Origin of the sequence: Chelatococcus sambhunathii, from assembly GCF_001418005.1 — a bacterium.
Lineage (GTDB): Bacteria > Pseudomonadota > Alphaproteobacteria > Rhizobiales > Beijerinckiaceae > Chelatococcus_A > Chelatococcus_A sambhunathii.
In genome coordinates this window covers 126,857-147,448 of sequence record NZ_LIOL01000007.1, presented here as the reverse complement: position 1 = coordinate 147,448, position 20,592 = coordinate 126,857, and the positions used below count along the sequence as shown (strand labels likewise).

Here is a 20,592-nt window from a genome sequence, read left to right as displayed (position 1 = left end):
GAAGCCCGGCCGCAGGGCCGGGCCTCTCGCCCTTTATACGGTAGTCAGGCGACATCAAGCAGCCTGCCGAAGAGCCTCGTCAGCGGTCAGCGCGGTGTCGGGTGTGCCCGAGACGATGAGTTCCAGCACCTCCTTCTCGCTCGTGTGGGCGATGTAGCGATCGCCGACGTTCTCGCCGCGCTTCAGCACCATGATGCGATCACCGACCTCGAAGATGTCGGTGAGCCGGTGCGAGATGATGACCTGCGCCACGCCCTGGCGCTTCAGTTCCGCCATCGTTTCCAGCAGCCGCTCCGTCGCCATCACGGAGAGGTTGGCCGTGGGCTCGTCGAAGATGATGACTTTGGGCTCGAAGGAGATGGCACGGGCAATGGCGACGGACTGCTGGCGCCCGCCCGACAGGCTCTCGACCTTCTGGAACACCGAATTGACGTCCACCTTGAGGCGGCCCAGCACCTGTCGTGCCTCCTCATACATCTTCGGTCGGTCAACGAAGAGACCGAAGCGCTTCGGCCAGCGGCCAAGGAAGATGTTCTGTCCGACGTCCATGTTCCCGCACAGGGCGAAGTCCTGGTAGATCATCTCGATGCCACGGTCGCGGCTCTCGTGCGGACTCCGGAAGTGGGTTTCCTCGCCATTGACGAGCACTTCACCCGCATCGCGCTGGTAGGCTCCGGTCATCACCTTCATCAGCGTCGACTTGCCGGCTGAATTGTCGCCGACGAGGCCCAGAATCTCGCCAGGCATGAGGCGGAAGTTGACGTTGTTGAGCGCCTGCACCGCGCCGAAGCGCTTCATGATGCCGCGCATCTCGATGATCGGCGTCGTCATGCGCCTTTGCTCCCTTGATGCAGTCTCAGCTTCTCGGCGGCCGCGAGCTGCCGGCGACGGCGCCACTCGCCGAAGACGTTGTTCTGGCGGAACCAGATGTCCCCGATCACGGCAATCAGCAGGATGAGACCGATGAACACGTTCATCCAGTGCTGCGGCAGCACGAATGAGGCGCCATTGGCGAGGATCACCTGCAGCGACAGCAGCGAGCGGATGAGCGTGATGACGGCAGCCCCCGCGAGCGAGCCGATGATAGTGCCGTAGCCGCCGAAGATGGAGCCACCGCCGATGATCACCGAGGCGATGGCGTCGAGCTCGCGCAGCTGGCCGGCGGACGGGTTGAAGCTGCGGTAGAAGGCGACGTAGATGACGCCGGCCGCCGCGGCGCACAGCCCCGAGAAGACGAGCGACAGGAAGCGCACGCGCTTCGTGTCGATGCCCGCATAGCTCGCCGCTCGCTCGTTGCCGCCTGTCGCATACACCTTCTGGCCGAAGGGCGTCGCCCCGAGGACGATGCCGGCGACAATCGCGACGAGGAGGAGGAACAGCGTCTGCACGCTCACGGCGCGCGTCACCTCCAGCCACAGCCCCGTCTGCGGCGGCATGCCGAAATAGGACAGCACCTCGTAGAGATTGCGGCCGATGAGGTTGAAGCGCTCCGGGAAGCCCGAGAGCTGGCGGCCGGAGACGATCCAGGCTGCAAGTCCGCGGGCGATGTAGAACATGCCGAGCGTGGCGACGAAGGAGGGCAGATTGAAGCGCGTCGTCAGCCAGCCGTTGACGGCGCCGCACAGGGCCCCGGCGGCGAGCGCCAGCGAGATGGCGAGCAGCGGATCGCCCCCCATTTCCTTCATCACATAGGCCGCGACGGCCCCCGACAGGGCCAGCACCGAGCCGACCGACAGGTCGATGTCGCCGTTGGCGATGACATAGGTGAGGCCGAGCGACAGGAGCGCCACCTCGGAGAAGGCGAGCAGCAGGTTGAAGGAATTGTTGAGCGAGCCCCAGAAGTCCGGCCGCAGCCACATGCCGACGAGCCACAGCGCGATGACGAGGACGATGGCCGCCGCATCGCGCCGGTGCAGGAAGGCCCTGAGCCCGCGGGCACCGACGCTGCGCGCGTCGCTCGCCGTGCCAAAGGTCTTGACGCCGACGATGGCCGCGCCGCCGGGATCGAGGCTTGGCGGCGGCTCGGAGCCCGTGAGCCACGCCTTTAGGCGGCCGAAGACATTGCCGCGTACCACCCAGGGCTCGATCAGCACGGCCGCGAGCAGGATAAGGCCAAGGAACGCCGGCACGGCGCCGGGCGGCAGCTGGGCCAGCGCCTGCACCTCCATCTCGACACCGCCCACCGTGATGGTGCGCGTGACGGGAATGCCCTCGCGCAACACCTTGTCGATGAGCACGACGAGGGCCGCGCCGAGGCATGCGCCGATGACACGTCCGCGCCCGCCGGCGATCGCGGCCCCGCCGACGATGACGGCGGCGATGACGATGAGCTCCGCCCCCTGGCCGTATTGCGAGGTGACGCCCTTGTCCTGCGTGACGTTCATCAGCCCGGCGACCGCGGCGCAGAAGGACGAGATCATGAAGCCGCGGATGCGCACGGCCTTGGTCGCGATGCCGGCATATTGCGCCGCCTGTTCGTTGCCGCCCACCGCATAGGTCTCATAGCCGACGCGCGTCTTGGCGAGGACCAAGGCGCCAACGACGGCGAAAACGAGAAAGATGAGGATCTGGTTGTTGAAGCCGAGCGCATTGGTCTCGCCCATGGCGAAAAGCCAGTAGCCCTGCGCCTTGAGGTCGAAGCCGATGGTCTTGCCGCCGGTGAGGCCGAGCACGAGGCCGCGGCCGATGAAGAGCATCGTCAGCGTGGCGATGAACGGCGGCACGCGCAGGATGGCGACGAGCACGCCGTTGACGAGGCCGATGGCAAGGCCGAGCCCGAGGCAGAGGAGGGCGGCGGGCACCGCGTCCAGGCCGTAATGCGTCGGCGAGAAGAAGATCGAGAAGGCGACGGCGGTGAGCCCGAGCGTCGAGCCCACGGACAGGTCGAGGTCGCGGTTGACGATGACGAAGGTCATGCCGACGGCCATCACGCCGTAGCGGGCCGTATCCCGCAGGACCGCCGAGATCGCGTCCGTCGAGCCGAAGAAGGTCGGGTTGAGAAGGACCCCGACGAGATAGAGCAGGGCCATGAAGGCAAGGAGGCCCGCTTCCCAGCCGCCGACGAGCTGCATCGGAAGGTGCTGGGGCGAACGAGGTGTTTCCGGCCGGCCGGCTGTCGCCGCAATTGCCATCCCGATGTTCCTTGTGTCGTCCGTTGCGCGGCTTCGCGCCGCGTCGCCTTGGCCGGCCCGCCGGTGCCGCAGGGGCGCCGGCGGGCAGACGGTTCAGTTCTCGAAACGCTTGCCGACCGTGTCGACGGTCTCCTTGGTCACGAGCTGGGCGCGCGTGTCGAGGTTGGCCGCCGCGATCCCGCGGTCGATCTGCAGGTACAGCTGCGCGACGGGCCAGAAGCCCTGCAGGAACGGCTGCTGGCCCAGCGAGCCGGTGAGCGCGCCGGTGCGGATCTGTTCCTGCTGCTTGGGGCCGAGATCGAAACCGAAGGCGCAGACCTTGTCGTTGAGCTTCAGCTGGCTGATGGCATCGCCCAGGGCCGGCGTCACGAAACCGTTGGCGGCGAAGGCGCCCACCACGTCCTTGCGGCTCTCGATGAGCGTCACCACCGAGCCGACGATATTGTTGGCGTCCACGTCGATGCCGATGTTCTCGGGACCGGCGTCGACCTTGAAGTCCTTCAGCTTGCCGGCGGCGTTGAGGGCTTTGACCGTGGCCTCGAAGGCCGACTTGATGCGGTTGTTCACCTCGACGTTGCCGAGCGTCGTGGTGGAGGGAAAGATGATCGAGCCGCCCTTCACCCCCTTGTCGACGAGGCACTTGACGAGGGCCTCGCCGCCGATGGCGGCCGCCGAGGCGTCCTGCCCCGTGTGCGAAATCTGCGAGCGGTTGAGGAGGTTGGGGTCGTGCGAATTGGTCGTGGCGACGGGGATGCCGCGCTCCATGAGCTTCTTGACGATGTCGTCGTAGGCGCCCGACTGCGGCGTCGTCATGATGACGCCGTCGATGGTCGGATCGTTGATGATCTGGTTGAGGATCTGGATCTCGCGCGGGATGTCGTCGACCGGCGCTTCCGAGCCGAGCATCAGCAGGTTGATGCCGAAGGCGTTGGCCGCCACCTTGGCGCCGACATAGGTCGGGTCGAAGAAGCCGTTGCCAGCCGTGTGGGTGACGATGGCAAAGGTGAGCTTGCCGTCCTTGGAGTTGAAGTCCTTCGTCCCCGGCGCCTCCTTGGCCGCGTCGTCGAAGGAATAGCCGCCCACCGCCCGTTCGAGCGCGCCCGACTGGGCATGCGCTGCAACCGACAGCAGCGATACGCCCGCGGCCAGTGCGGCAGTGGCGAAGCAGCGCGTCATGGTAGCGCGCGTCATCGAAAAGCGCTTCATGGTTTGAACCTCCCCGGTTCGTTCGTTGTCTTCCTGCGCGTCTCCGGCGCGGCGAGCGCCGGAGACGTTGCGGGGCCGGCCGCTGGTTACTTCAGCATCTCCCCGACATTGGCCGGCGTCACGCGGTCGAGGCCCGTAAAGATGAGCTCCTCGACTTTCTCACCCTTCTTGAGTGCCAGCAGCGCATCCATGGATTTCTCGCCCATCTCGAAGGGGCGCTGGCCGACGAGGCCGTTGGCAAAGCCGTCCTTGAGCAGCTCGAGCTGCACCTTCAGCGTGTCGGCGACCACCAGCGTGAACTTGCCGCTCTCCAGGTCCTTCTTGTACTTCGAGGCGAAGCTCCTGAAGCCCTCGGGCGCGAACATTGGCCAGCCACCAACCGGCACGATGGCCGCAAGATCGGGGTTCGCCGTCTTGAGGTCCTGCATCTGCTGCACGGCGAGCGCGATGTCGTCGTTGCAGAACAGGGGCGAACCCGAGATCTCCTCCCACTTCGAGCCCTTCAGCACCTCGCGCACGCCCTCGACGCGCTCGGCGAGGTTCTTGGCCGCCGGACCGCCGGAAATCATGGCGAACTTGCCGCCCTCGGGGCGCATCTGCAGCAGCATCTCGCCGAGCGCGCGGCCGAAGTCCTTGTTGTTGGTGCCGATATAGGCGGTGCGCGCCGAGCCCGGCGCATCGGCATCGAAGGTGATGACGGGAATGCCCGCATCGACCGCCGCCTTGATCGAGCGTGTGGCGGCGGCCACGTCCGAAACCGAGATCGCGAGACCGTCGACCTTCTGGGCGATGAGATCCTGGATGATCTGCGCCTGGCTCGCCGGCTCGTGTTCAACCGGGCCCTTATAGATGCACTCGACGTTGCCGAGCTCCTTGGCGCGTTTGACGCAGCCGTCGCGGGCAAGGTCGAAGAACGGGTTGTTCATCGCCTTGGGAACGACGGCGAAGCGGTAGGTTTGCGCCGTGGCAGGCAGGGTGAGAGCGGCGAGTGCCACCGCCGCCAGAAGCATCTTTCGCATGGGTTTCCTCCTCCTCGGTGATGGGCGCCCCTCGTTGGCGAAGGGTCATGGCCTGTCGTGTCTGTCGCGCTTCAGCTTGTGCTTCTTGGCCCGGCAATCGGGCAGTATCGGGAGCGGGGCAAGGCCCCGCGCCGGATGACGGGTGTTCGCCCCGGCTCGCCGGGGCGCATCCTCAGGCCGCGCGGCCGCTGCGCAGGCGGTCCACGAGCACGGCGAGAATGATGATCATGCCGACGAGCACGATCTGCCAGTAGGCATTGATGCCCGCGAGCACCAGGCCGTTGCGGATGACCTCGATGAGCAGCGCGCCGATGACGGCACCCGCCGGCCCGCCCATGCCGCCGGCGAGGTTCGCCCCGCCGATGACAGCCGCCGCAATGATGGTGAGCTCGTAACCCGTTGCGAGATTGGCCGGTGCAGAGCCGAGCCAGCCCGTCATCAGGATGCCGGCGAAGCCGGCCGAGAGCGAGCACAGCACATAGACCGAGACCTTGACCCGCTCGACCGAGATGCCGGTGAGCGCCGCTGCCTTCTCGTTGCCGCCGAGCGCGAAGACGTGCCGGCCGAAGGCCGTGTGGTGCAGCACGACGCCGAGCATCGCAGCGAGGCCGAGCAGATAGACGACCGCCATCGGCACGCCGAGGATCGTCCCGTCGGTAAAGGCGTAGAAGGCATCGATGTCCGGCCCCGCCGGCGTCTGGCCTCGCCCCTCCGTCACCGCATAGGCGAGGCCGCGCGCGATCGACAGCATGCCGAGCGTGGTCACGAAGGGCGACAGCCCGACGCGCGCCACGAGGAGCCCGTTGGTGAGCCCGACGAGGACGGCGACGCCGAGCCCCGCCGCGATCGCGAGCGTCATGGTGGCGAACGGCACGCTGGCGAGGCCGGTGCCCGCGAGGGCCTGCATCGCCATGGCGCAGGCGATGGCCGACAGCGCCATGACCGAGCCGACCGACAGGTCGATGCCACCGGTGACGATGACGAGCGTCATGCCGAGCGTCACGATGCCGATGAAGGAGAAGTTCTTGGCGACATTGGCAACGTTGCCAGCCGAGAGAAAAGCCGGGCTCATCAGGGCCATGACGATGACGATGGCCAAGAGCGCCGCCGCCACATAGGCGGTCTGGCTGGCGAAGAAACCGCGCTGCCACCAGGCCGCGCGTCCGACATTGGCAAAGTCGCCCGTCTTGATGGCGCCCGCGGACGCAGATGAGGTCTCGCTCGCCATCATGCGGCCTCCTTGGCGCCGGTGATGAGGGCCGTAACTTCCTCGGGGCTGGACTGGGCGATGGCCTTGTCGGCCACCTTGCGGCCGCGCCGTAGCACGACCACCCGGTCGCAGACGCTGAAGACGTCCGGCATGCGGTGGGAGATGAGGATGACGGCGACGCCATGGTCCTTGAGGCGGCGGATGAGGTCCAGCACCTCCGCCACCTGGCGCACGGAGATGGCGGCTGTCGGCTCGTCCATGAGCACGAGCTTGGCGTCCGACAGGCGCGTGCGGGCGATGGCCACCGCCTGGCGCTGGCCGCCCGACATGGCACGCACCACGTCGTTGGCGCGCGTCTCGGACTTCAGCTCCGCAAAGAGCTCGCCCGCCCGCCGGTTCATCGCCCCGTGATCGAGGAAGCTGAAGGGGCCCACGCGGCGCCGGAGCTCGCGGCCCAGGAATACGTTGGCGGCGGCGGTCAGGTTGTCGGCGAGCGCGAGGTCCTGGTAGACGACCTCGATGCCGACGTCGCGCGCATCCACCGGCCGCGTGAAATGAACCGGCTGCCCGTCGAAGGCGATGCTGCCGCTGGTCGGCGCGAAATTGCCGGCGATGATCTTGACGAGCGTGGACTTGCCCGCGCCGTTGTCCCCCATCAGGCCGACGGCTTCGCCCGGCTCGATGGCAAGATCGACGTCGCCCAGCGCCCGGATGGCGCCAAACTCCTTGCCCACTCCCCTCAGTTCGAGAAGCGCCAAATGTCATTCCTCCCCTGGTCTTGGCCGGTCCACGGATGATCCGGCAGGCCGCTCTTCATGGCGGCTCCCTGGGGCTGACGATGCCCAATCGGATGACGGTGCGCAACTCATTTTTGCGGTGCACCTCAAAAATTCTGAGGTGCGCATGTCATTATCGTTGAACATTCGTCGCATGGCGCTAGTGTGCGGGCATCGAAAGGTGGCGGCCGCGGCTCGCGTGGGGCGCGCAGCCGCTTCCAGGCGCTCGGCTCAGGGAGACATGGTCATGGGGGCGATCTATCCGGATCTTGCCGGCAAGGTGGTGCTGGTCACCGGCGGCGGCTCAGGCATCGGCGAGGCGATCGTGCGCCGTTTCGCGCAGCAGAAGGCGAAGGTCGGCTTCATCGACATCAAGGGCGACGAATCGCGCGCCCTTGTCGCCGAACTCGCGCGCTCGGGCGCGCAGGTGCATTTCGAGGAGGCGGACCTGACCGACATCGCCGCCCTGCGCGCGGCCGTCGCGCGCATCCGTGCCGCGCTCGGTCCCGTGGCCGTGCTCGTCAACAACGCGGCGCACGATGAGCGCCATCCGACGGAGGAGGTCACGCCGGAATACTGGGACGATCGTATCGCCGTGAATCTCAAGCATCAGTTCTTCGCCGCCCAGGCTGTGCTGCCGGACATGAAGGCAGCCGGCGGCGGCGTCATCATCAACTTCGGCTCGGTGTCCTGGATGGTCGGGCAGGGCGGCATGGCGGCCTATACCGCGGCCAAGTCCGCCGTGCTCGGCCTCACGCGCTCCCTCGCGCGCGACTACGGGCCGGACAACATCCGCGTGAACGCGATCGCGCCGGGCTGGATCATGACGCAGCGGCAGATCGAGAAGTGGCTGACCCCTGCGGGGGAGGCCGAGCTCATGCAGCGCCAGTGCCTGAAGCGCAAGCTGGTGCCCGACGACGTTGCCCGCGTCGCCGTCTTCTTCGCCTCCGAGGAGGCCTCCGCCTGCACCAACCAGCATTACGTGGTCGACGGCGGCTGGGTGTGAGGGTGGCGGGCAGTCGGCAATAGGCGGTGGGGCAATAGGCAATAGGCAATAGGCGGTAGGGCGGCAAGGCGCCAGCCACGGGCCGTCGAACCGGGAGCCCGCATGCGGTCCGCCTCAACCTCGTTTCCCGGGCGCATGCAGCGAAGCGGAATGCGACCCGGGAACCAGCACAAGAACTTGCCGAAGGCACCGTATCAAGGTGCTCGCGCGGTGCCCCTGGCGGTCCTGTTCCATCGCGTTTTCGGGCTTAACGCCGGTTGGCGCGCTTGCATCCACCCCTCCGGCCCGCTCGGGAGATTCGCCCGAAGGCGTGATTCCCCGGCCCGGGTCTCTTCCTCGCCAAAGCGCGCTGAGCGCAGGTTGCCGGGCATTGCGGGCAGGCCCTGGCTCGTTCCGCCGGCTCACGAGCGCCCCCAAAGGGGCGCCGCCCCCGCGCTCCTCAAGTCGTTAAAATTGTGTAAACAGAACGACTTGCAGGGCGGAGTCAAAGAAAGTGGCGTTTCTGCAACAGCGCCTCGAAAACGCCACAACCGGGCTTGGTTTAGGTTGATCCAAAAGAGGCTGTCGGACATGTTGGCTCTGCGTTCGGGGGCGACCCGGCCGCAGATTCGAGCCTGGCGCTATGCTCAGCCGCAATGCCGAGGATGACGGCAGGCTCGACAGGTTGGGGGACAAGGGGACTTTCCAAGGAGCGGCGTTGCCGGCTGAGGAAAAAGAACCGCTCCCGAAGGGTCTCGAAACTTTGGAGGTCACTATGAAGCTCGCCAAGAGCCTTCTCCTCGGATCGGTTGCCGGCCTCGCCGCTGCCGCCGGGGCTCAGGCTGCCGATCTTCCCATGAAGAAGGCTGCGCCTGTCGAGTACGTTCGTGTTTGCTCGGTGCACGGCGCCGGCTTCTTCTATATCCCGGGCTCGGACACCTGCATCAAGATCGGTGGTCGTGTCCGCGCTGAGTATCGCTACCTCGAGCCGCTTTGGTCGCTGCCGGGCAACGGCCGTAACTCGGATGCCACCGGCACGCGCGCTCTTGGCCGCATCAATGTCGATGCCCGTACGGCGACGGAGTGGGGCACGCTGCGTGCGTTCATCCAGGTCGACGTGAACGCCTTTACCGGCAACTACAACTCGACTGGTCGTAACGGTGCTGGCCCGGCCGCTGAGGTGACCTCGGTCACGCTCGACAAGGCCTACATCCAGTGGGCTGGCATCACCGCTGGTCGCATCAGCTCGTTCTTCGACTTCTATGCCTCGGCCGTCAACTTCGGCTCGGGCTATATGGGCTCGCTCGGCTCGGACGACGGCTCGGTCAACACCCTCGCCTACACGGCGACCTTCGGCAACGGCTTCTCGGCGACCCTCGCCCTTGAGGATCGTAGCTCGCTTGTGCAGCCGCTCTTCGGCGGCGCGCTCGCCGGTCAGCGTACTCCGAGTGTCGTCGCCAACCTGCGCGTCGATCAGGGGTGGGGTTCTGCCCAGCTGTCCGGTGCCGTTCAGCAGCTGAACACGACGGCGCTTGACGCTCTCGGTACCCGCATCGACTCCGAGTATGGCTACGCCATTCAGGCTGGTCTGAAGTTCAACCTGCCGATGCTCGCCGCCGGTGATGCCCTGTGGCTGCAGGCGGCTTATGCTGACGGCGCGCTTGGGCGCCTTGGTCTGACGGGTTCGCCCTCGTTCGCCGCTGTCACGGGCTTCGCGCCGGTTGTCGATGGTGCCGTTATCAACGGCGGCATCAAGCGGACCAAGGGCTGGGGCGTCACCGGTGCGTTCCTGCACTACTGGACGCCGTCGATCCGCCAGGCCGTGTTCGGCAACTTCACGTCGGTTGACTATTCCGGTCAGGCGTTCACCACCTACGGCCTCAACGATTTCAAGATCTGGACCGTCGGCACGAACCTGATCTGGTCGCCGGTCAAGGCCTTCGATATTGGCGTCGAGGTTCTCTACCAGAAGGTTGACCCGCGCGGCACCGTGATCCTCACGAATGGCGCTGGCGACATCGTCGCTACGGCGGGCTCCGAGGACGTCTGGGAAGCTCGTATCCGCTTCCAGCGCGACTTCTGATCTCATCCCGCAAGGGTGATATCGAGACCCCGGCGCGTCAGCGCCGGGGTTTTTCTTTTGGGATCACGCCGGCTGGGAATCGGCCTGTCGGGCGGCAGCGTCAGCTCCGGATGGAGCGCATGATGCAAGTGGCGCGTGCGCCCGGGCTGCACAGGATGCGCGCAGGTCTTATCCCATTCCTTATGCAGTCTGCCCGCTTAGTGTTCATTTTCTTTATTCCGCATTTATTTGATGTTGTTGTCATGCAACAACGTCCCTGAATCCTTGTCTTTGGTCGCCGATCTCTGCGTTTTAACTTGAGCTTCCCGCTGCCGTCGTCAGACTGTCATCCATGGGCGCCGGTTATCGGTCAGGCGGCTCGGATCATGGAGAGGACGAATGCGTGTCGTATCGCAGCTGTTGTTGGGCGGCGTCGCGGGCCTTGCTCTTGCGGGCGGCGCCAAGGCCGCCGACCTGCCGATGACCAAAGCGGCGCCCGTCGAATACGTGCGCGTCTGCTCGCTGCACGGGGCCGGCTTCTTCTACATCCCGGGGTCCGACACCTGCATCAAGATCGGCGGCCGCGTTCGCGCCGAATACCGCTACCTCGAGCCGCTGTGGAACACGCCGGGTGATGGCCGCGAGAATGACGCCACCGGCTTCCGCGCCGTTGGCCGCCTCAATGTCGATGCGCGCACGGCGACCGATTGGGGGACGCTCCGGGCCTTCGTCCAGGTCGACGTCTTCGCCGACACGGGCGTCTACAATGCACAGCCCGGTCCCGCCGGCGACAGCACGGATGTCGTTCTCGACAAGGCCTACATCCAGTGGGCCGGCATCACGGCTGGTCGTGCCACCTCGTTCTTCGACTTCTACGCCAACGATCTCAACTTCGGCGCCGGCGCCCTCGGCAGCCTTGGCTCCGACCTGACGGTCAACCTCCTCGCCTATACCGCCACCTTCGGCAATGGTTTCTCGGCCACCATCGCGCTGGAGGACCGCAGCGCCCATACGCTCAACGGCGTGACCTATGCCCAGGCCGGCCAGCGCATGCCCGACGTTGTCGCCAACCTGCGCCTCGATCAGGACTGGGGCTCGGCTCAGCTCGCGGGTGCGCTGCACCAGCTCAACTCGGTCGATATCGGCGCCGGCCTCGGTGGCGTCGGCTTCGGCTCGGGACCCCTCGGCAGCCGTGTCGGTACCGAATACGGCTACGCCATCCAGGCCGGCGTGCAGGTCAACCTGCCGATGCTCGCGCCCGGCGACACGCTGTGGCTGCAGGCGGCCTATGCCGACGGCGCCATCTCCTATCTCGGCGTCTATGACGACTTCAACATCGGCCCGGTCTCCGGCCTCGTCAGCGAGGGCGTCATCGTCAACGGCGATATCAAGAAGACCAGGGGCTGGGGCGCCACGGCCGCCTTCTTGCACTACTGGACGCCGTCCATCCGCCAGGCGTTGTTCGGCAACTACACGTCGCTCGACTATTCGGCGGCGACCCTGCAGCAGGATTTCAAGGTCTGGACTGTCGGCAGCAACGTGATCTGGTCACCCGTCTCGGCCTTCGACATCGGCCTCGAGGTCATCTACCAGAAGCTCGACGTCGACCGCGACCTTGCCGCGCCGGTCATCGTCAAGCGCTCCGAAGACATCTGGGAGGCACGCCTGCGGCTGCAGCGCGAGTTCTGATCGTCCATCGACAGGCTGATCCGAAGCCCTCGCAGGCCGCTGCGAGGGCTTCTGTTTTCCGATACCGGTCCGCAGTCTCAGCCCAGATGGCGTATGAAGGAGAGGATGGGCCGCCTGACGTCCTTGTGGCTCGTCAGCGGTGCATGGCCCTGGGCCGGGATCTCGACCGCCTCCAGACGCTCGTGCGCGGCGCGCATGCGTGCCAGCGTGTCGGGGGACAGGATGTCCGAATTGGCGCCGCGCAAGGCCAACACCGGCACCCCGGCGAGGCCGCCGAACAGGGGCCACAGCTCGGGCAGCTTCGATTCGAGGTCGAGCGCCTCCAGCGTCTTGAGGAGCGCCGGGTCGTAATCGGGCAGGAGGCGTCCGTCGGCGTCCTGCCGCCAGGTCGCCGCCGCCATCTCGTGCCATTCCGCATAGGTCAGCTCCGGGAACTGCGCATCCTGCAGGCGCCGCAGGATGTCGACGGCCTCCTCGATGGTGCGCGGGCTCGGTAGCTTGCCGATATAGCCGCGGATGCGCATGAGCCCGCGCGCCTCGATGACCGGGCCGATGTCGTTGAGCACGGCGGCGGCGATGGCGGCGGGGCGGGCGGCGGCCATGGCCATGGTGATGAGGCCGCCGCGCGAGGTACCGATGAAGATCGCGCGCTCCACGCCGAGGGCGGCGAGCGCCTGCATGAGATCGTCGAGCTCCACGCGCACGTCGTAGTTGCGCCAGTTGCGGTCGCGCTCGGAGGCGCCGCGCCCGCGATAGTCCACCGCGAGCACCCGGCGCGGGCGCTTTTCGTCGGCGACCAGGTCGAGCGCAAGCGCATGGAAATCCGCCGCCGTCCGGGCGAGCCCCGGCAGGCAGACCACGGGCAGGGCCCGGGCGGGGGCAGTCGGTATATAGTCGCGCACGTGCAGGCGCAGGCCGTCGCGCGCGGTCACGAAACGGCTCTCGTAGGGGTCGGTTCCGGCGTGCAAGGCGGCAGTCCGTGAAGATCGGCGGGGATCGGGCCGGCGCTTGGTCGGCTACCCGCAAGCTGGTCTAGTTGGCGCCGCGGCGCAAGTCCTCGTCGATCAGGAGGGCCGTGCGGCCGTCCACGCGCTCGCGGTAGACCTGCAGGTTTTCCATCACCCGCTGCACGTAGTTGCGCGTCTCGTTAAAGGGGATGCGCTCCACCCAGTCCACCGGGTCGACGCCCGGGCTGCGCGGGTCGCCATAGGCCGCGATCCAGCGGCGCACGTTGCCGGGCCCGGCGTTGTAGGCGGCGAAGGTCAGGATGTACGAGCCGCGCCAGTAGCCGACGAGCTCGCCGAGATGGGCGGTGCCGAGCGTGGCGTTGTAGGCAGGGTCCGCCGTCAGCCGGTTGAGGTCGAAGGCGAGGCCGGCGCGCTTCGCCGTCTCGCGCGCCGTCGCCGGCATGAGCTGCATCAGGCCGCGCGCGCCGGCGGGCGAGATGGCGCCTGGCTCGAATGCGCTCTCCTGCCGGGCGATGGCGAGCACCATGGCGCGCTCGACGGCGCCGGCGTCGTCCACCGGCGGCACCCCGTCGGTCGGGAAGGCCTCGGCGTGGAGGAGGTGCCCCGCATGGAGCGCCCGCTTGCCGACGAGGAGGCGTCCGCGCGTGTCGTTTGCCTCGGCGGCGAGCTCCGCAAGAAGGGCGAAGGCCTCCGCATCGCGCGCCGTGCGCGCGGCCTGGGCCAGCAGCGGCACGCTGAGGCTCGCGTCGCCGAGGCGATAGGCGAGGCGCAGGGCGCCAACGAGCGGCTCGGCCTCCGCGCGGGCCCGGGCGGCGGGGTCGGGCAGGGCCTCCGCCCGTGCCGGCACTTCGGCCGCACCGAGCCTGTGTCGCGCCAGCTGGCCGTAATAGGCGGTGCCGTGCCGCGCCGCCTCCTGGTAGAAGCGCCGCGCCTCCTCGCCTCGCCCGGCCGCCTCGGCGGCGCGGGCGCGCCAGTAGGCGACGCGGGAGACGGAGATGGGCAGGGTGGCGGCGGGCGCCGCCTCGGCGAAATGCGCCGCCGCGCGCTCCGGCTCGTTGAGGAAGCGCAGGGCGATGAAGCCGGCGAAGAAGGCATTCTCGATCTTTGCCGTCTCGCTCTCGGCCTCGTTGATGCGCGCTACCGCATAGGCAGTGTGCGCATCCCCGGCATCGAGCAGGCCACGGGCGAGAATGCGCCGCTCCAGCGCCCAGCTGTCGCCGTCGGCGAGCGCGGCGACGACGCGCGGGGCATCCTCAAGCGCCTTGGCCGCCTCGTGAAGCTTGTCCTGCCGGCGCAGCATGCGAGCCCGCGCGAAGACATAGGCCGGCGTGCTGCGCAGGGCGGCGGGCACGGCGTCGAGCAGCTTGCCGGCGCTCGCCGGGTTCTTCATGGCGGCGCCGAAAGCCTTGAGCAGTGCCTCGTGACCGGGGCCCAGCGCCTTGGCCTCGGGCAGGGCCTCGACGAGTCGTTCGGCGAACAAGAGGCGCTCGAGCCGTCGCTCGTGGTCCGAGCGCAGCAATTCGGAGCCGAAGCGGGCATTGATCCGCTTCTCCAGGGCGTCGCTCATCGTCTCACGGCGCCAGACGCGCCGGGCGATCTCGGCGGCTTCGCTCTGATGGCCCTCGGCAGCGAGAACCTCGGCAAGGGCGATCTGCCCTTCGGGGCTGACGGGCTCGCGCGTCGCGAAGAAGCCGCGCACAATGCGGGCGGGCTTCGCCTCTTCGAGCAGGGCCTGTTCCGCCCTCTTCTGCAGACCCTCCTCGCCCGGCCAGCCGGGATGCCGGTTGAGGAAGGTGTTGATCCGCTCGAAGGGCACCGCGCCGGCATTGTGGCGCAGTGCCACCCATTCGGCGAGCGAGCGCGCGGCTGGCGTCTCGAGGGAGCGGGCCAGCGCATCGCCGTCGCTGATGCGGCCGGCGCGATAGAGCTTGATGGTCTCGTCGAGTGTCAGCAGCGGCGAAGGGGCGGGGCTTTGCGCCGCCTCGTTCTCGGGTCGGGCAGGGGGAGCAGGCAGGGAGACGGAGGTGGCCGTGCTTTCCGGGCGCGGCGGCGGCAGCACGGCCGCACCGCTCGGCCGCTGCATGGCTGCAGTGAGGACGACGGCGCCGACGAGCCCGAGCGCCGTGCTCGCGGCGACAAAACGTGTGAACGGCTTCATCGCGCCCTCGTCGCGAAGATGACGGCCTCGATCACGCAGGTATGGATTTTCCCAGCCCTCCGTTGAGGAAATGCTAACGTTGTTCGGACGCTGAAACGGAATGGCGCCCCTTTGCCTCCATCTCAATGAGCGGTATGACTGCGGCAGACGTATGGCCGTCCGACCATGCGCCATTCCCGCAAGGACAACGAACGCAGCTGCGTTTTGGAGCGACAGTATGACGACGCATCGCCTCTTCACCGGTTCACTGACCGCGCTCGTGACGCCGTTCAGGGACGGGAAACTGGATGAGGCGGCCTTCCGCGGGCATGTCGCGTGGCAGATCGAGAACGGTACGCACGGCCTCGTGCCTGTAGGCACGACGGGCGAGAGCCCGACGCTGACGCACGACGAGCACAAGCAGGTGGTGGCGTGGTGCATCGCGGAGGCGGGGGGCAGGGTGCCCGTCGTCGCCGGGGCGGGCTCTAACAACACGGCCGAGGCCATCGACCTCGCGCGTCACGCGGAGGACGCCGGCGCCGACGGACTGCTCGTCGTCACGCCCTACTACAACAAGCCAACCCAGGAAGGGCTCTATCAGCACTTCAAGGCGATCAACGATGCCGTCGGCATCCCGATCCTCATCTACAACATTCCCGGCCGCTCGGTGATCGACATGAGTGTCGACACCATGAAGCGCCTCTCGGAGCTGAGGAACATCACCGGCGTCAAGGACGCGACGGCCAATGTGGCGCGCGTCAGCCTGCAGCGCGAAGCGATGGGGCCGGAGTTCAACCAGCTCTCGGGAGAGGATGCGACGGCGCTCGGCTTCATGGCGCACGGTGGCCACGGCTGCATCTCGGTGACGGCGAATGTCGCACCGAAGCTGTGCTCGGAATTCCAGGAGGCGTGCCTCAGAGGCGACTACAAGGCGGCCCTCGCCATCCAGGACCGGCTGATGCCGTTGCACACGGCGCTCTTCGTCGAGACCAATCCGTCGCCGGCGAAATATGGCCTGTCCATCCTCGGCCGCATGAGCGAGGAGACACGACTGCCGCTCGTGCCGGTGACGGAAGCCACGAGGCGCCAGATGCGTGCCGCCATGGTGCACGCCGGCTTGATCAACGCTTGAGAAATGACCATGTCCGCCGCGGCGGCGAGAGCCGCTGCGGCGAACGGGGATGGGTGACGTGTCAGCGAAGAACAGCAAGACGCCCGGGCCGCGCGTGGTGGCGGACAACCGCAAGGCGCGGTTCAACTACGAGATCCTCGAGAACATCGAGGCCGGCATCGCGCTGACGGGCACGGAGGTGAAGTCGCTGCGCGAGGGCAAGGCTACGATCGGCGAGGCCTATGCCGGGCCATCGGGCAACGAGTTCTTCCTGTTCAACGCCTACATCCCGGAATATCTGCAGGCCAACCGTTTCAATCACGAGACGCGGCGCCCGCGCCGGCTGCTGCTGCACCGACGCCAGATCAACAAGCTGCTCGGCGCCACCCAACGCGAGGGCTTCACGGTCATTCCGCTGCGCGTCTATTTCAACGAGCGTGGCCGCGCCAAGGTGGAGCTCGGCCTCGCCCGCGGCAAGAAGCTGCACGACAAGCGCGAGACCGAGAAGCAGCGCACCTGGGAGCGCGAGAAGGCGCGCGTGCTGCGCGAGCGCGGCTGAGGTCCGGTCAGCGGCGGGGGAGGAGCCTTTGACGAAGCATATCTCGTTCGACCATTGCGTGATCCACGTGTCCGACTGGTCGGCGTCGCGCAAGTTCTATTGCGACGTGCTCGGCGCCGAGGCGGTGCCGGTGCGCAACGGCTTCGCCTTTCGTTTCGGCGCCATGCAGCTCAATTGCCACGGCCCCGGCCAGCTCGGCGAGCCGCGGGCGCGCCTGCCGGTGATGCCGGGCAACAGCGACCTGTGCTTCGAATGGCACGGCACGATCGAGGAGGCGCTTGCCCATCTCGCCGCCCATCACGTCCCTGTCGAACTCGGCCCGGTGGAGCGCTTCGGCGCGCGCGGCCACGGCACCAGCGTTTATTTCCGCGACCCCGACGGCTCGCTGCTCGAGTTCATCGCCTACGGCTGAGGCGCGCCGTCAGGCCTGTGCCGGCAGCGGCTCCTCCGCATCCATCTCCTTGAGCCGCCGGTCGGCGTAATGCCGCGCGAGCACCGCGCAGGCCATCAGCTGGATCTGGTGGAAGAGCATCAGCGGCAGCAGGATGGTTCCCGTGTCCTGCCCGGCGAAGATGACCTTCGCCATCGGCACGCCGCTGGCGAGGCTCTTCTTGGAGCCGCAGAAGACGATGGTGATCTCGTCCTCGCGGCTGAAGCCGAGGAGCCGCGCGGACGCGGTCGTGACGGCGAGCACGAGGGCGAGGAGCACCACGTCGACCCCCACCATGACCGCGAGGTCGAGCGCCGAGAGCTTGTGCCACAGCCCATCCACCACCGCGTGGCTGAAGGCAATGTAGACGACGAGCAGAATGGAGCCGCGGTCGACGAGGCCGAGGATGCGGCCGTTCTCGATCACCCACTTGCCGATCCTGGGCTGCAGGACCTGCCCGACGACGAAGGGCAGGAGCAGCTGGACGAGGATGCTGCCGACGGCCTCCAGCGACGGCCCGCTGCCGCGCGCGCTGAACAGCAGCCCGACGAGCAGCGGCGTCAGGAACATGCCGAGGATGTTGGAGGCGGAGGCCGAGCAGACGGCCGCCGAGACGTTGCCGTGCGCGATCGAGGTGAAGGCGATCGACGACTGGATCGTCGACGGCAGGACGCACAGGAAAAGGATGCCCGCATAGAGCGCCGGGCTGAGCAGCGTCGGCACGAGGAGGCCGGCTGCCAGGCCGAGAAGCGGGAAGAGCACGAAGGTGGCCGCGAATACCATGAGATGGAGCCGCCAGTGCGTGAACCCAGCGACAACGGTCGCCCGCGACAGGCGGGCGCCCTGCAGGAAGAAGACGAGCGCGATGGCAATGTCGGTGGCGATGCTAAACGGCTCCACCAGCGCCCCGCGCACCGGCAGGACGCTCGACAGCGCGACGATGCCAAGGAGCGCGAGAAGAAACCTGTCCGCCAGGAGCCGCAACATGATGCCACCTCGGTTGAGAGCCTCGGGGCACATCTAGCCTCCGGCTGGATTATTTGGAATTGAGTTGATGTGGATATCAGTCATCGCGAAACGAGATAGCCATGTACGATCCCGTGCTCCTGCGCACCTTCGCGGCCGTCGCCGAGGCGCGCAGCTTCACCGGCGCCGGGCGTCTTCTCGCCATCGGCCAGTCCACGGTGAGCCAGCACGTGCGCAGGCTCGAGGAGGCAGTCGGCCGGCGCCTCGTCGCGCGCGATACCCATTCCGTGACGCTGACGCCGGATGGTGAGGCGATGCTGAGCTTCGCGCGCAACATCCTGGAGATGAACCGCCGTGTCGAGCGCTATTTCGAGGGGGCGGAACTGCGCGGCAAGCTGCGCTTCGGCGCCTCGGAGGATTTCGTCCTGTCGCGCCTCGCCGAGGTGCTCGGCGATTTTGCCCGGCGCAATCCTTCCGTCGATCTCGAAATCACGGTGGCGCTCAGCGGCATTCTCAACGAGATGCTGCAGGCGGGCGATCTCGATCTCGTGCTCGCCAAGCGGCGCATCGGCCAGGAGCAGGGCACGCTCGTGCGCCGCGAGGCGCTGGTCTGGGCCGCGGCCAATCCGGCCCTGGTGGTGCCGGAGCGGCCGGTGCCGCTCATCGCCTTCCCGCCGCCCAGCATCACGCGCGCGGTGGCCATCGAGGCCCTGGAACGGGCCAATGTGCCGTGGCGGATCGTCTGCACCTCCGGTAGTCTGAGCGGCCTGCGCGCGGCGGCCGTGGCCGGTCTCGGCGTCCTGGTGCAGCCGCGCAGCATGCTGCCCGCCGGGCTCGTGGAGCTGCGCGCCGGGCGTCATCTGCCGGGGCTGGAGGAAGTGGAGTTCGTCCTTGCCGCTGCCGGCCGGGAGTTCACGGGGCCGGCACGGGAACTCGCGGCGGACATCCTCGCCGGCAACGCCCGCCTGTCCATGTGAGGCGCCTCACCGGGCGTCGAGATAGGCCTTCATGTCGGTGAAGACGGCACGGAACATGTCGCGCGTGAGGCGGCCGGTGTTCGTGTTGTAGCGCGAGCAGTGATAGCTGTCGAAGAGGCGGACGCGGCCGATGTCGTGGGCCGCCTGATGCGCGAAGGGCACCTTGCCGGGCGAAGCGCCGAGCGCGCGCACCGTGCTCTCGTGGGCGATGCGGCCGAGCGCCAAGATCGCCCTGAGTTCCGGCAACGAGGCGATGGTGGCCGCCAGATAGCTGCGGCAGGTCTTGATCTCGGGGGCGGTCGGCTTGTTCTCCGGCGGCACGCAGCGCACGGCGTTCGTCAACAGCGCTCCCTTGAGCTGCAGGCCGTCGTCCGGCCGCGCAGCGAAGACGCCGGACGAGAAGCCGAAGTCCGACAGCGTCTCGTAGAGGAGATCGCCCGCATAATCGCCGGTGAACGGTCGGCCGGTGCGGTTGGCCCCCCGCAGGCCGGGTGCAAGGCCCACGACGAGGAGGCGCGCACCCATGTCGCCGAACGAGGGAACGGGGGCATTGTGCCAGAGCGGCTCACGCGCGCGCCATTCGTCGCGGAAGGCGACGAGCCGGGGGCATTGCGGGCAGTCGGACGAAGGCTCGATCATGCCGGGAGAGGTATCAGCCCTCGCTGCTGCCGTCATCCCTCTCCGGCGGCGGCGTCTGGCGGATGCCATAGCGCCGCTCGAGGCCGCGACCGCGCGGGCTGTCCTCGAAGCCGCCGTGCTGCATGCGCTGCATACGCTCGGCCGGGTCGCGGCCGATGCGCGGCTCGAGCTGCATGATCTCGATGAACTCGTCGGCCTGGCGGCGCAGCTCATCCGCGATCATCGGCGGCTGGGTCGAGATGGTGGAAACCACCGACACGCGCACGCCGCGCCGCTGCATGGCCTCGACGAGCGAGCGGAAGTCGCCATCACCGGAGAACAGCACCATCTCGTCGATAAAGGGCGCAAGCTCGAGCGCATCGATGGCGAGCTCGATGTCCATGTTGCCCTTGACCTTGCGGCGACCGGAGGAATCCACGAACTCCTTCGTCGGTTTTGTCACCACACGGTAGCCGTTGTAATCCAGCCAGTCGATCAGCGGCCGAATCGAGGAATACTCCTGGTCCTCGATCATTGCTGTATAATAGAAAGCTCTAACCAAACGCCCCCGGTCCTGAAATTCCTTCAAGAGCCGTTTGTAGTCTATGTCAAATCCAAGTGTCTTTGTTGTTGCGTAAAGATTGGCGCCGTCGATAAATAGTGCGATACGCTGCTTGCTGCTCATGGATTGTACTCGGGGGTCTTTTGGTTTCTGATGGGGCGCTGGCGTTTCTGTTCTACGTCTCGA

The 20,592-nt window shown here is 67.4% G+C and carries 18 protein-coding genes; 7 read left to right on the top strand and 11 right to left on the bottom strand.

All coding sequences use genetic code 11. The annotated features are described in order from the left end of the window. Window positions 1-54: 54 nt before the first annotated feature. From ASC46_RS14635 to ASC46_RS14610, 6 genes are all read right to left on the bottom strand, one after another. Window positions 55-831: an ATP-binding cassette domain-containing protein gene (locus tag ASC46_RS14635; RefSeq protein WP_055460038.1), complete on the bottom strand. Its 777-nt coding sequence runs from the start codon at window positions 829-831 to the stop codon at window positions 55-57. Then, on the bottom strand, window positions 828-3,071 hold the full coding sequence (locus tag ASC46_RS14630; protein ID WP_245280565.1) for an ABC transporter permease: 2,244 nt from the start codon (window positions 3,069-3,071) through the stop codon (window positions 828-830). The genes ASC46_RS14635 and ASC46_RS14630 overlap by 4 nt, the downstream gene beginning before the upstream one ends. Window positions 3,072-3,224: 153 nt before the next feature. Continuing rightward, window positions 3,225-4,307, bottom strand: a complete 1,083-nt coding sequence (locus ASC46_RS14625; protein ID WP_055460093.1) for a substrate-binding domain-containing protein — start codon at window positions 4,305-4,307, stop codon at window positions 3,225-3,227. 116 nt (window positions 4,308-4,423) lie between these two features. After that, a complete protein-coding gene (locus ASC46_RS14620) occupies window positions 4,424-5,356 on the bottom strand; it encodes a sugar-binding protein (RefSeq protein WP_055460036.1) in 933 nt (310 codons plus the stop codon). A 172-nt stretch (window positions 5,357-5,528) separates the two neighbouring features. Then, entirely contained in the window at window positions 5,529-6,584 is a 1,056-nt protein-coding gene (locus ASC46_RS14615; RefSeq protein WP_055460035.1) for an ABC transporter permease, read from the bottom strand. Beyond that, window positions 6,584-7,324 carry an ATP-binding cassette domain-containing protein gene (locus ASC46_RS14610; RefSeq protein WP_055460034.1) on the bottom strand — a complete coding sequence of 247 codons (741 nt, stop codon included), beginning with the start codon at window positions 7,322-7,324 and terminating at the stop codon, window positions 6,584-6,586. Before ASC46_RS14610 ends, ASC46_RS14615 begins: the two co-directional genes overlap by 1 nt. Window positions 7,325-7,589: 265 nt before the next feature. Here ASC46_RS14610 and ASC46_RS14605 point away from each other — a divergent pair, with 265 nt between their 5' ends. The 3 genes from ASC46_RS14605 (at window position 7,590) to ASC46_RS14595 (ending at window position 12,078) form a co-directional block, all read left to right on the top strand. Beyond that, a complete protein-coding gene (locus tag ASC46_RS14605) occupies window positions 7,590-8,348 on the top strand; it encodes an SDR family NAD(P)-dependent oxidoreductase (RefSeq protein ID WP_055460033.1) in 759 nt (252 codons plus the stop codon). Between the two features lie 754 nt (window positions 8,349-9,102). After that, complete coding sequence (locus ASC46_RS14600) at window positions 9,103-10,410, top strand: porin (RefSeq protein WP_055460032.1); 1,308 nt, start codon at window positions 9,103-9,105, stop codon at window positions 10,408-10,410. Window positions 10,411-10,788: 378 nt separating this feature from the next. Beyond that, the gene (locus ASC46_RS14595) at window positions 10,789-12,078 is read left to right on the top strand and encodes a porin (protein WP_055460031.1); all 1,290 of its coding nucleotides are present in this window, start codon (window positions 10,789-10,791) and stop codon (window positions 12,076-12,078) included. A gap of 77 nt (window positions 12,079-12,155) precedes the next feature. On the opposite strand, the gene ASC46_RS14590 is transcribed toward ASC46_RS14595, so the two are convergent. After that, on the bottom strand, window positions 12,156-13,010 hold the full coding sequence (locus ASC46_RS14590; protein ID WP_245280563.1) for an alpha/beta fold hydrolase: 855 nt from the start codon (window positions 13,008-13,010) through the stop codon (window positions 12,156-12,158). 100 nt (window positions 13,011-13,110) lie between these two features. Then, window positions 13,111-15,204, bottom strand: coding sequence for a lytic transglycosylase domain-containing protein (locus ASC46_RS14585; protein WP_055460029.1), 2,094 nt, complete (start codon window positions 15,202-15,204; stop codon window positions 13,111-13,113). Between the two features lie 217 nt (window positions 15,205-15,421). Between ASC46_RS14585 and dapA the strand changes: the two genes are divergently transcribed. The 3 genes from dapA to ASC46_RS14570 are packed head-to-tail and all read left to right on the top strand — an operon-like array spanning window position 15,422 to window position 17,265. Further along, on the top strand, window positions 15,422-16,315 hold the full coding sequence (dapA, locus tag ASC46_RS14580; protein WP_055460028.1) for a 4-hydroxy-tetrahydrodipicolinate synthase: 894 nt from the start codon (window positions 15,422-15,424) through the stop codon (window positions 16,313-16,315). 49 nt (window positions 16,316-16,364) lie between these two features. Then, window positions 16,365-16,853: an SsrA-binding protein SmpB gene (smpB, locus tag ASC46_RS14575; protein ID WP_055460027.1), complete on the top strand. Its 489-nt coding sequence runs from the start codon at window positions 16,365-16,367 to the stop codon at window positions 16,851-16,853. A 28-nt stretch (window positions 16,854-16,881) separates the two neighbouring features. After that, a complete protein-coding gene (locus tag ASC46_RS14570) occupies window positions 16,882-17,265 on the top strand; it encodes a VOC family protein (protein WP_055460026.1) in 384 nt (127 codons plus the stop codon). A 9-nt stretch (window positions 17,266-17,274) separates the two neighbouring features. Here ASC46_RS14570 and ASC46_RS14565 read toward each other — a convergent pair whose 3' ends face one another. Beyond that, window positions 17,275-18,270 carry a bile acid:sodium symporter family protein gene (locus ASC46_RS14565; protein ID WP_055460092.1) on the bottom strand — a complete coding sequence of 332 codons (996 nt, stop codon included), beginning with the start codon at window positions 18,268-18,270 and terminating at the stop codon, window positions 17,275-17,277. Between the two features lie 101 nt (window positions 18,271-18,371). On the opposite strand from ASC46_RS14565, the gene ASC46_RS14560 reads away from it, so the two are divergent. Further along, window positions 18,372-19,226 carry a LysR substrate-binding domain-containing protein gene (locus tag ASC46_RS14560; protein WP_055460025.1) on the top strand — a complete coding sequence of 285 codons (855 nt, stop codon included), beginning with the start codon at window positions 18,372-18,374 and terminating at the stop codon, window positions 19,224-19,226. 6 nt (window positions 19,227-19,232) lie between these two features. Here ASC46_RS14560 and ASC46_RS14555 read toward each other — a convergent pair whose 3' ends face one another. Next, window positions 19,233-19,901 (bottom strand): uracil-DNA glycosylase, encoded by a 669-nt coding sequence (locus ASC46_RS14555; RefSeq protein ID WP_055460024.1) that lies wholly within the window; start codon window positions 19,899-19,901, stop codon window positions 19,233-19,235. Then, entirely contained in the window at window positions 19,879-20,529 is a 651-nt protein-coding gene (locus ASC46_RS14550; RefSeq protein WP_055460023.1) for a LabA-like NYN domain-containing protein, read from the bottom strand. Before ASC46_RS14550 ends, ASC46_RS14555 begins: the two co-directional genes overlap by 23 nt. Window positions 20,530-20,592: the final 63 nt, after the last annotated feature.

Coding starts and splice junctions, on each gene's coding strand:
- ASC46_RS14635 (WP_055460038.1), bottom strand. CDS start 831: ATGACGACGCCGATCATCGAGATGCGCGGCATCATGAAGCGCTTCGGC.
- ASC46_RS14630 (WP_245280565.1), bottom strand. CDS start 3,071: ATGCAGCTCGTCGGCGGCTGGGAAGCGGGCCTCCTTGCCTTCATGGCC.
- ASC46_RS14625 (WP_055460093.1), bottom strand. CDS start 4,307: ATGACGCGCTGCTTCGCCACTGCCGCACTGGCCGCGGGCGTATCGCTG.
- ASC46_RS14620 (WP_055460036.1), bottom strand. CDS start 5,356: ATGCGAAAGATGCTTCTGGCGGCGGTGGCACTCGCCGCTCTCACCCTG.
- ASC46_RS14615 (WP_055460035.1), bottom strand. CDS start 6,584: ATGGCGAGCGAGACCTCATCTGCGTCCGCGGGCGCCATCAAGACGGGC.
- ASC46_RS14605 (WP_055460033.1), top strand. CDS start 7,590: ATGGGGGCGATCTATCCGGATCTTGCCGGCAAGGTGGTGCTGGTCACC.
- ASC46_RS14600 (WP_055460032.1), top strand. CDS start 9,103: ATGAAGCTCGCCAAGAGCCTTCTCCTCGGATCGGTTGCCGGCCTCGCC.
- ASC46_RS14595 (WP_055460031.1), top strand. CDS start 10,789: ATGCGTGTCGTATCGCAGCTGTTGTTGGGCGGCGTCGCGGGCCTTGCT.
- ASC46_RS14585 (WP_055460029.1), bottom strand. CDS start 15,204: ATGAAGCCGTTCACACGTTTTGTCGCCGCGAGCACGGCGCTCGGGCTC.
- dapA (WP_055460028.1), top strand. CDS start 15,422: ATGACGACGCATCGCCTCTTCACCGGTTCACTGACCGCGCTCGTGACG.
- smpB (WP_055460027.1), top strand. CDS start 16,365: ATGGGTGACGTGTCAGCGAAGAACAGCAAGACGCCCGGGCCGCGCGTG.
- ASC46_RS14565 (WP_055460092.1), bottom strand. CDS start 18,270: ATGTTGCGGCTCCTGGCGGACAGGTTTCTTCTCGCGCTCCTTGGCATC.
- ASC46_RS14560 (WP_055460025.1), top strand. CDS start 18,372: ATGTACGATCCCGTGCTCCTGCGCACCTTCGCGGCCGTCGCCGAGGCG.
- ASC46_RS14555 (WP_055460024.1), bottom strand. CDS start 19,901: ATGACGGCAGCAGCGAGGGCTGATACCTCTCCCGGCATGATCGAGCCT.
- ASC46_RS14550 (WP_055460023.1), bottom strand. CDS start 20,529: ATGAGCAGCAAGCAGCGTATCGCACTATTTATCGACGGCGCCAATCTT.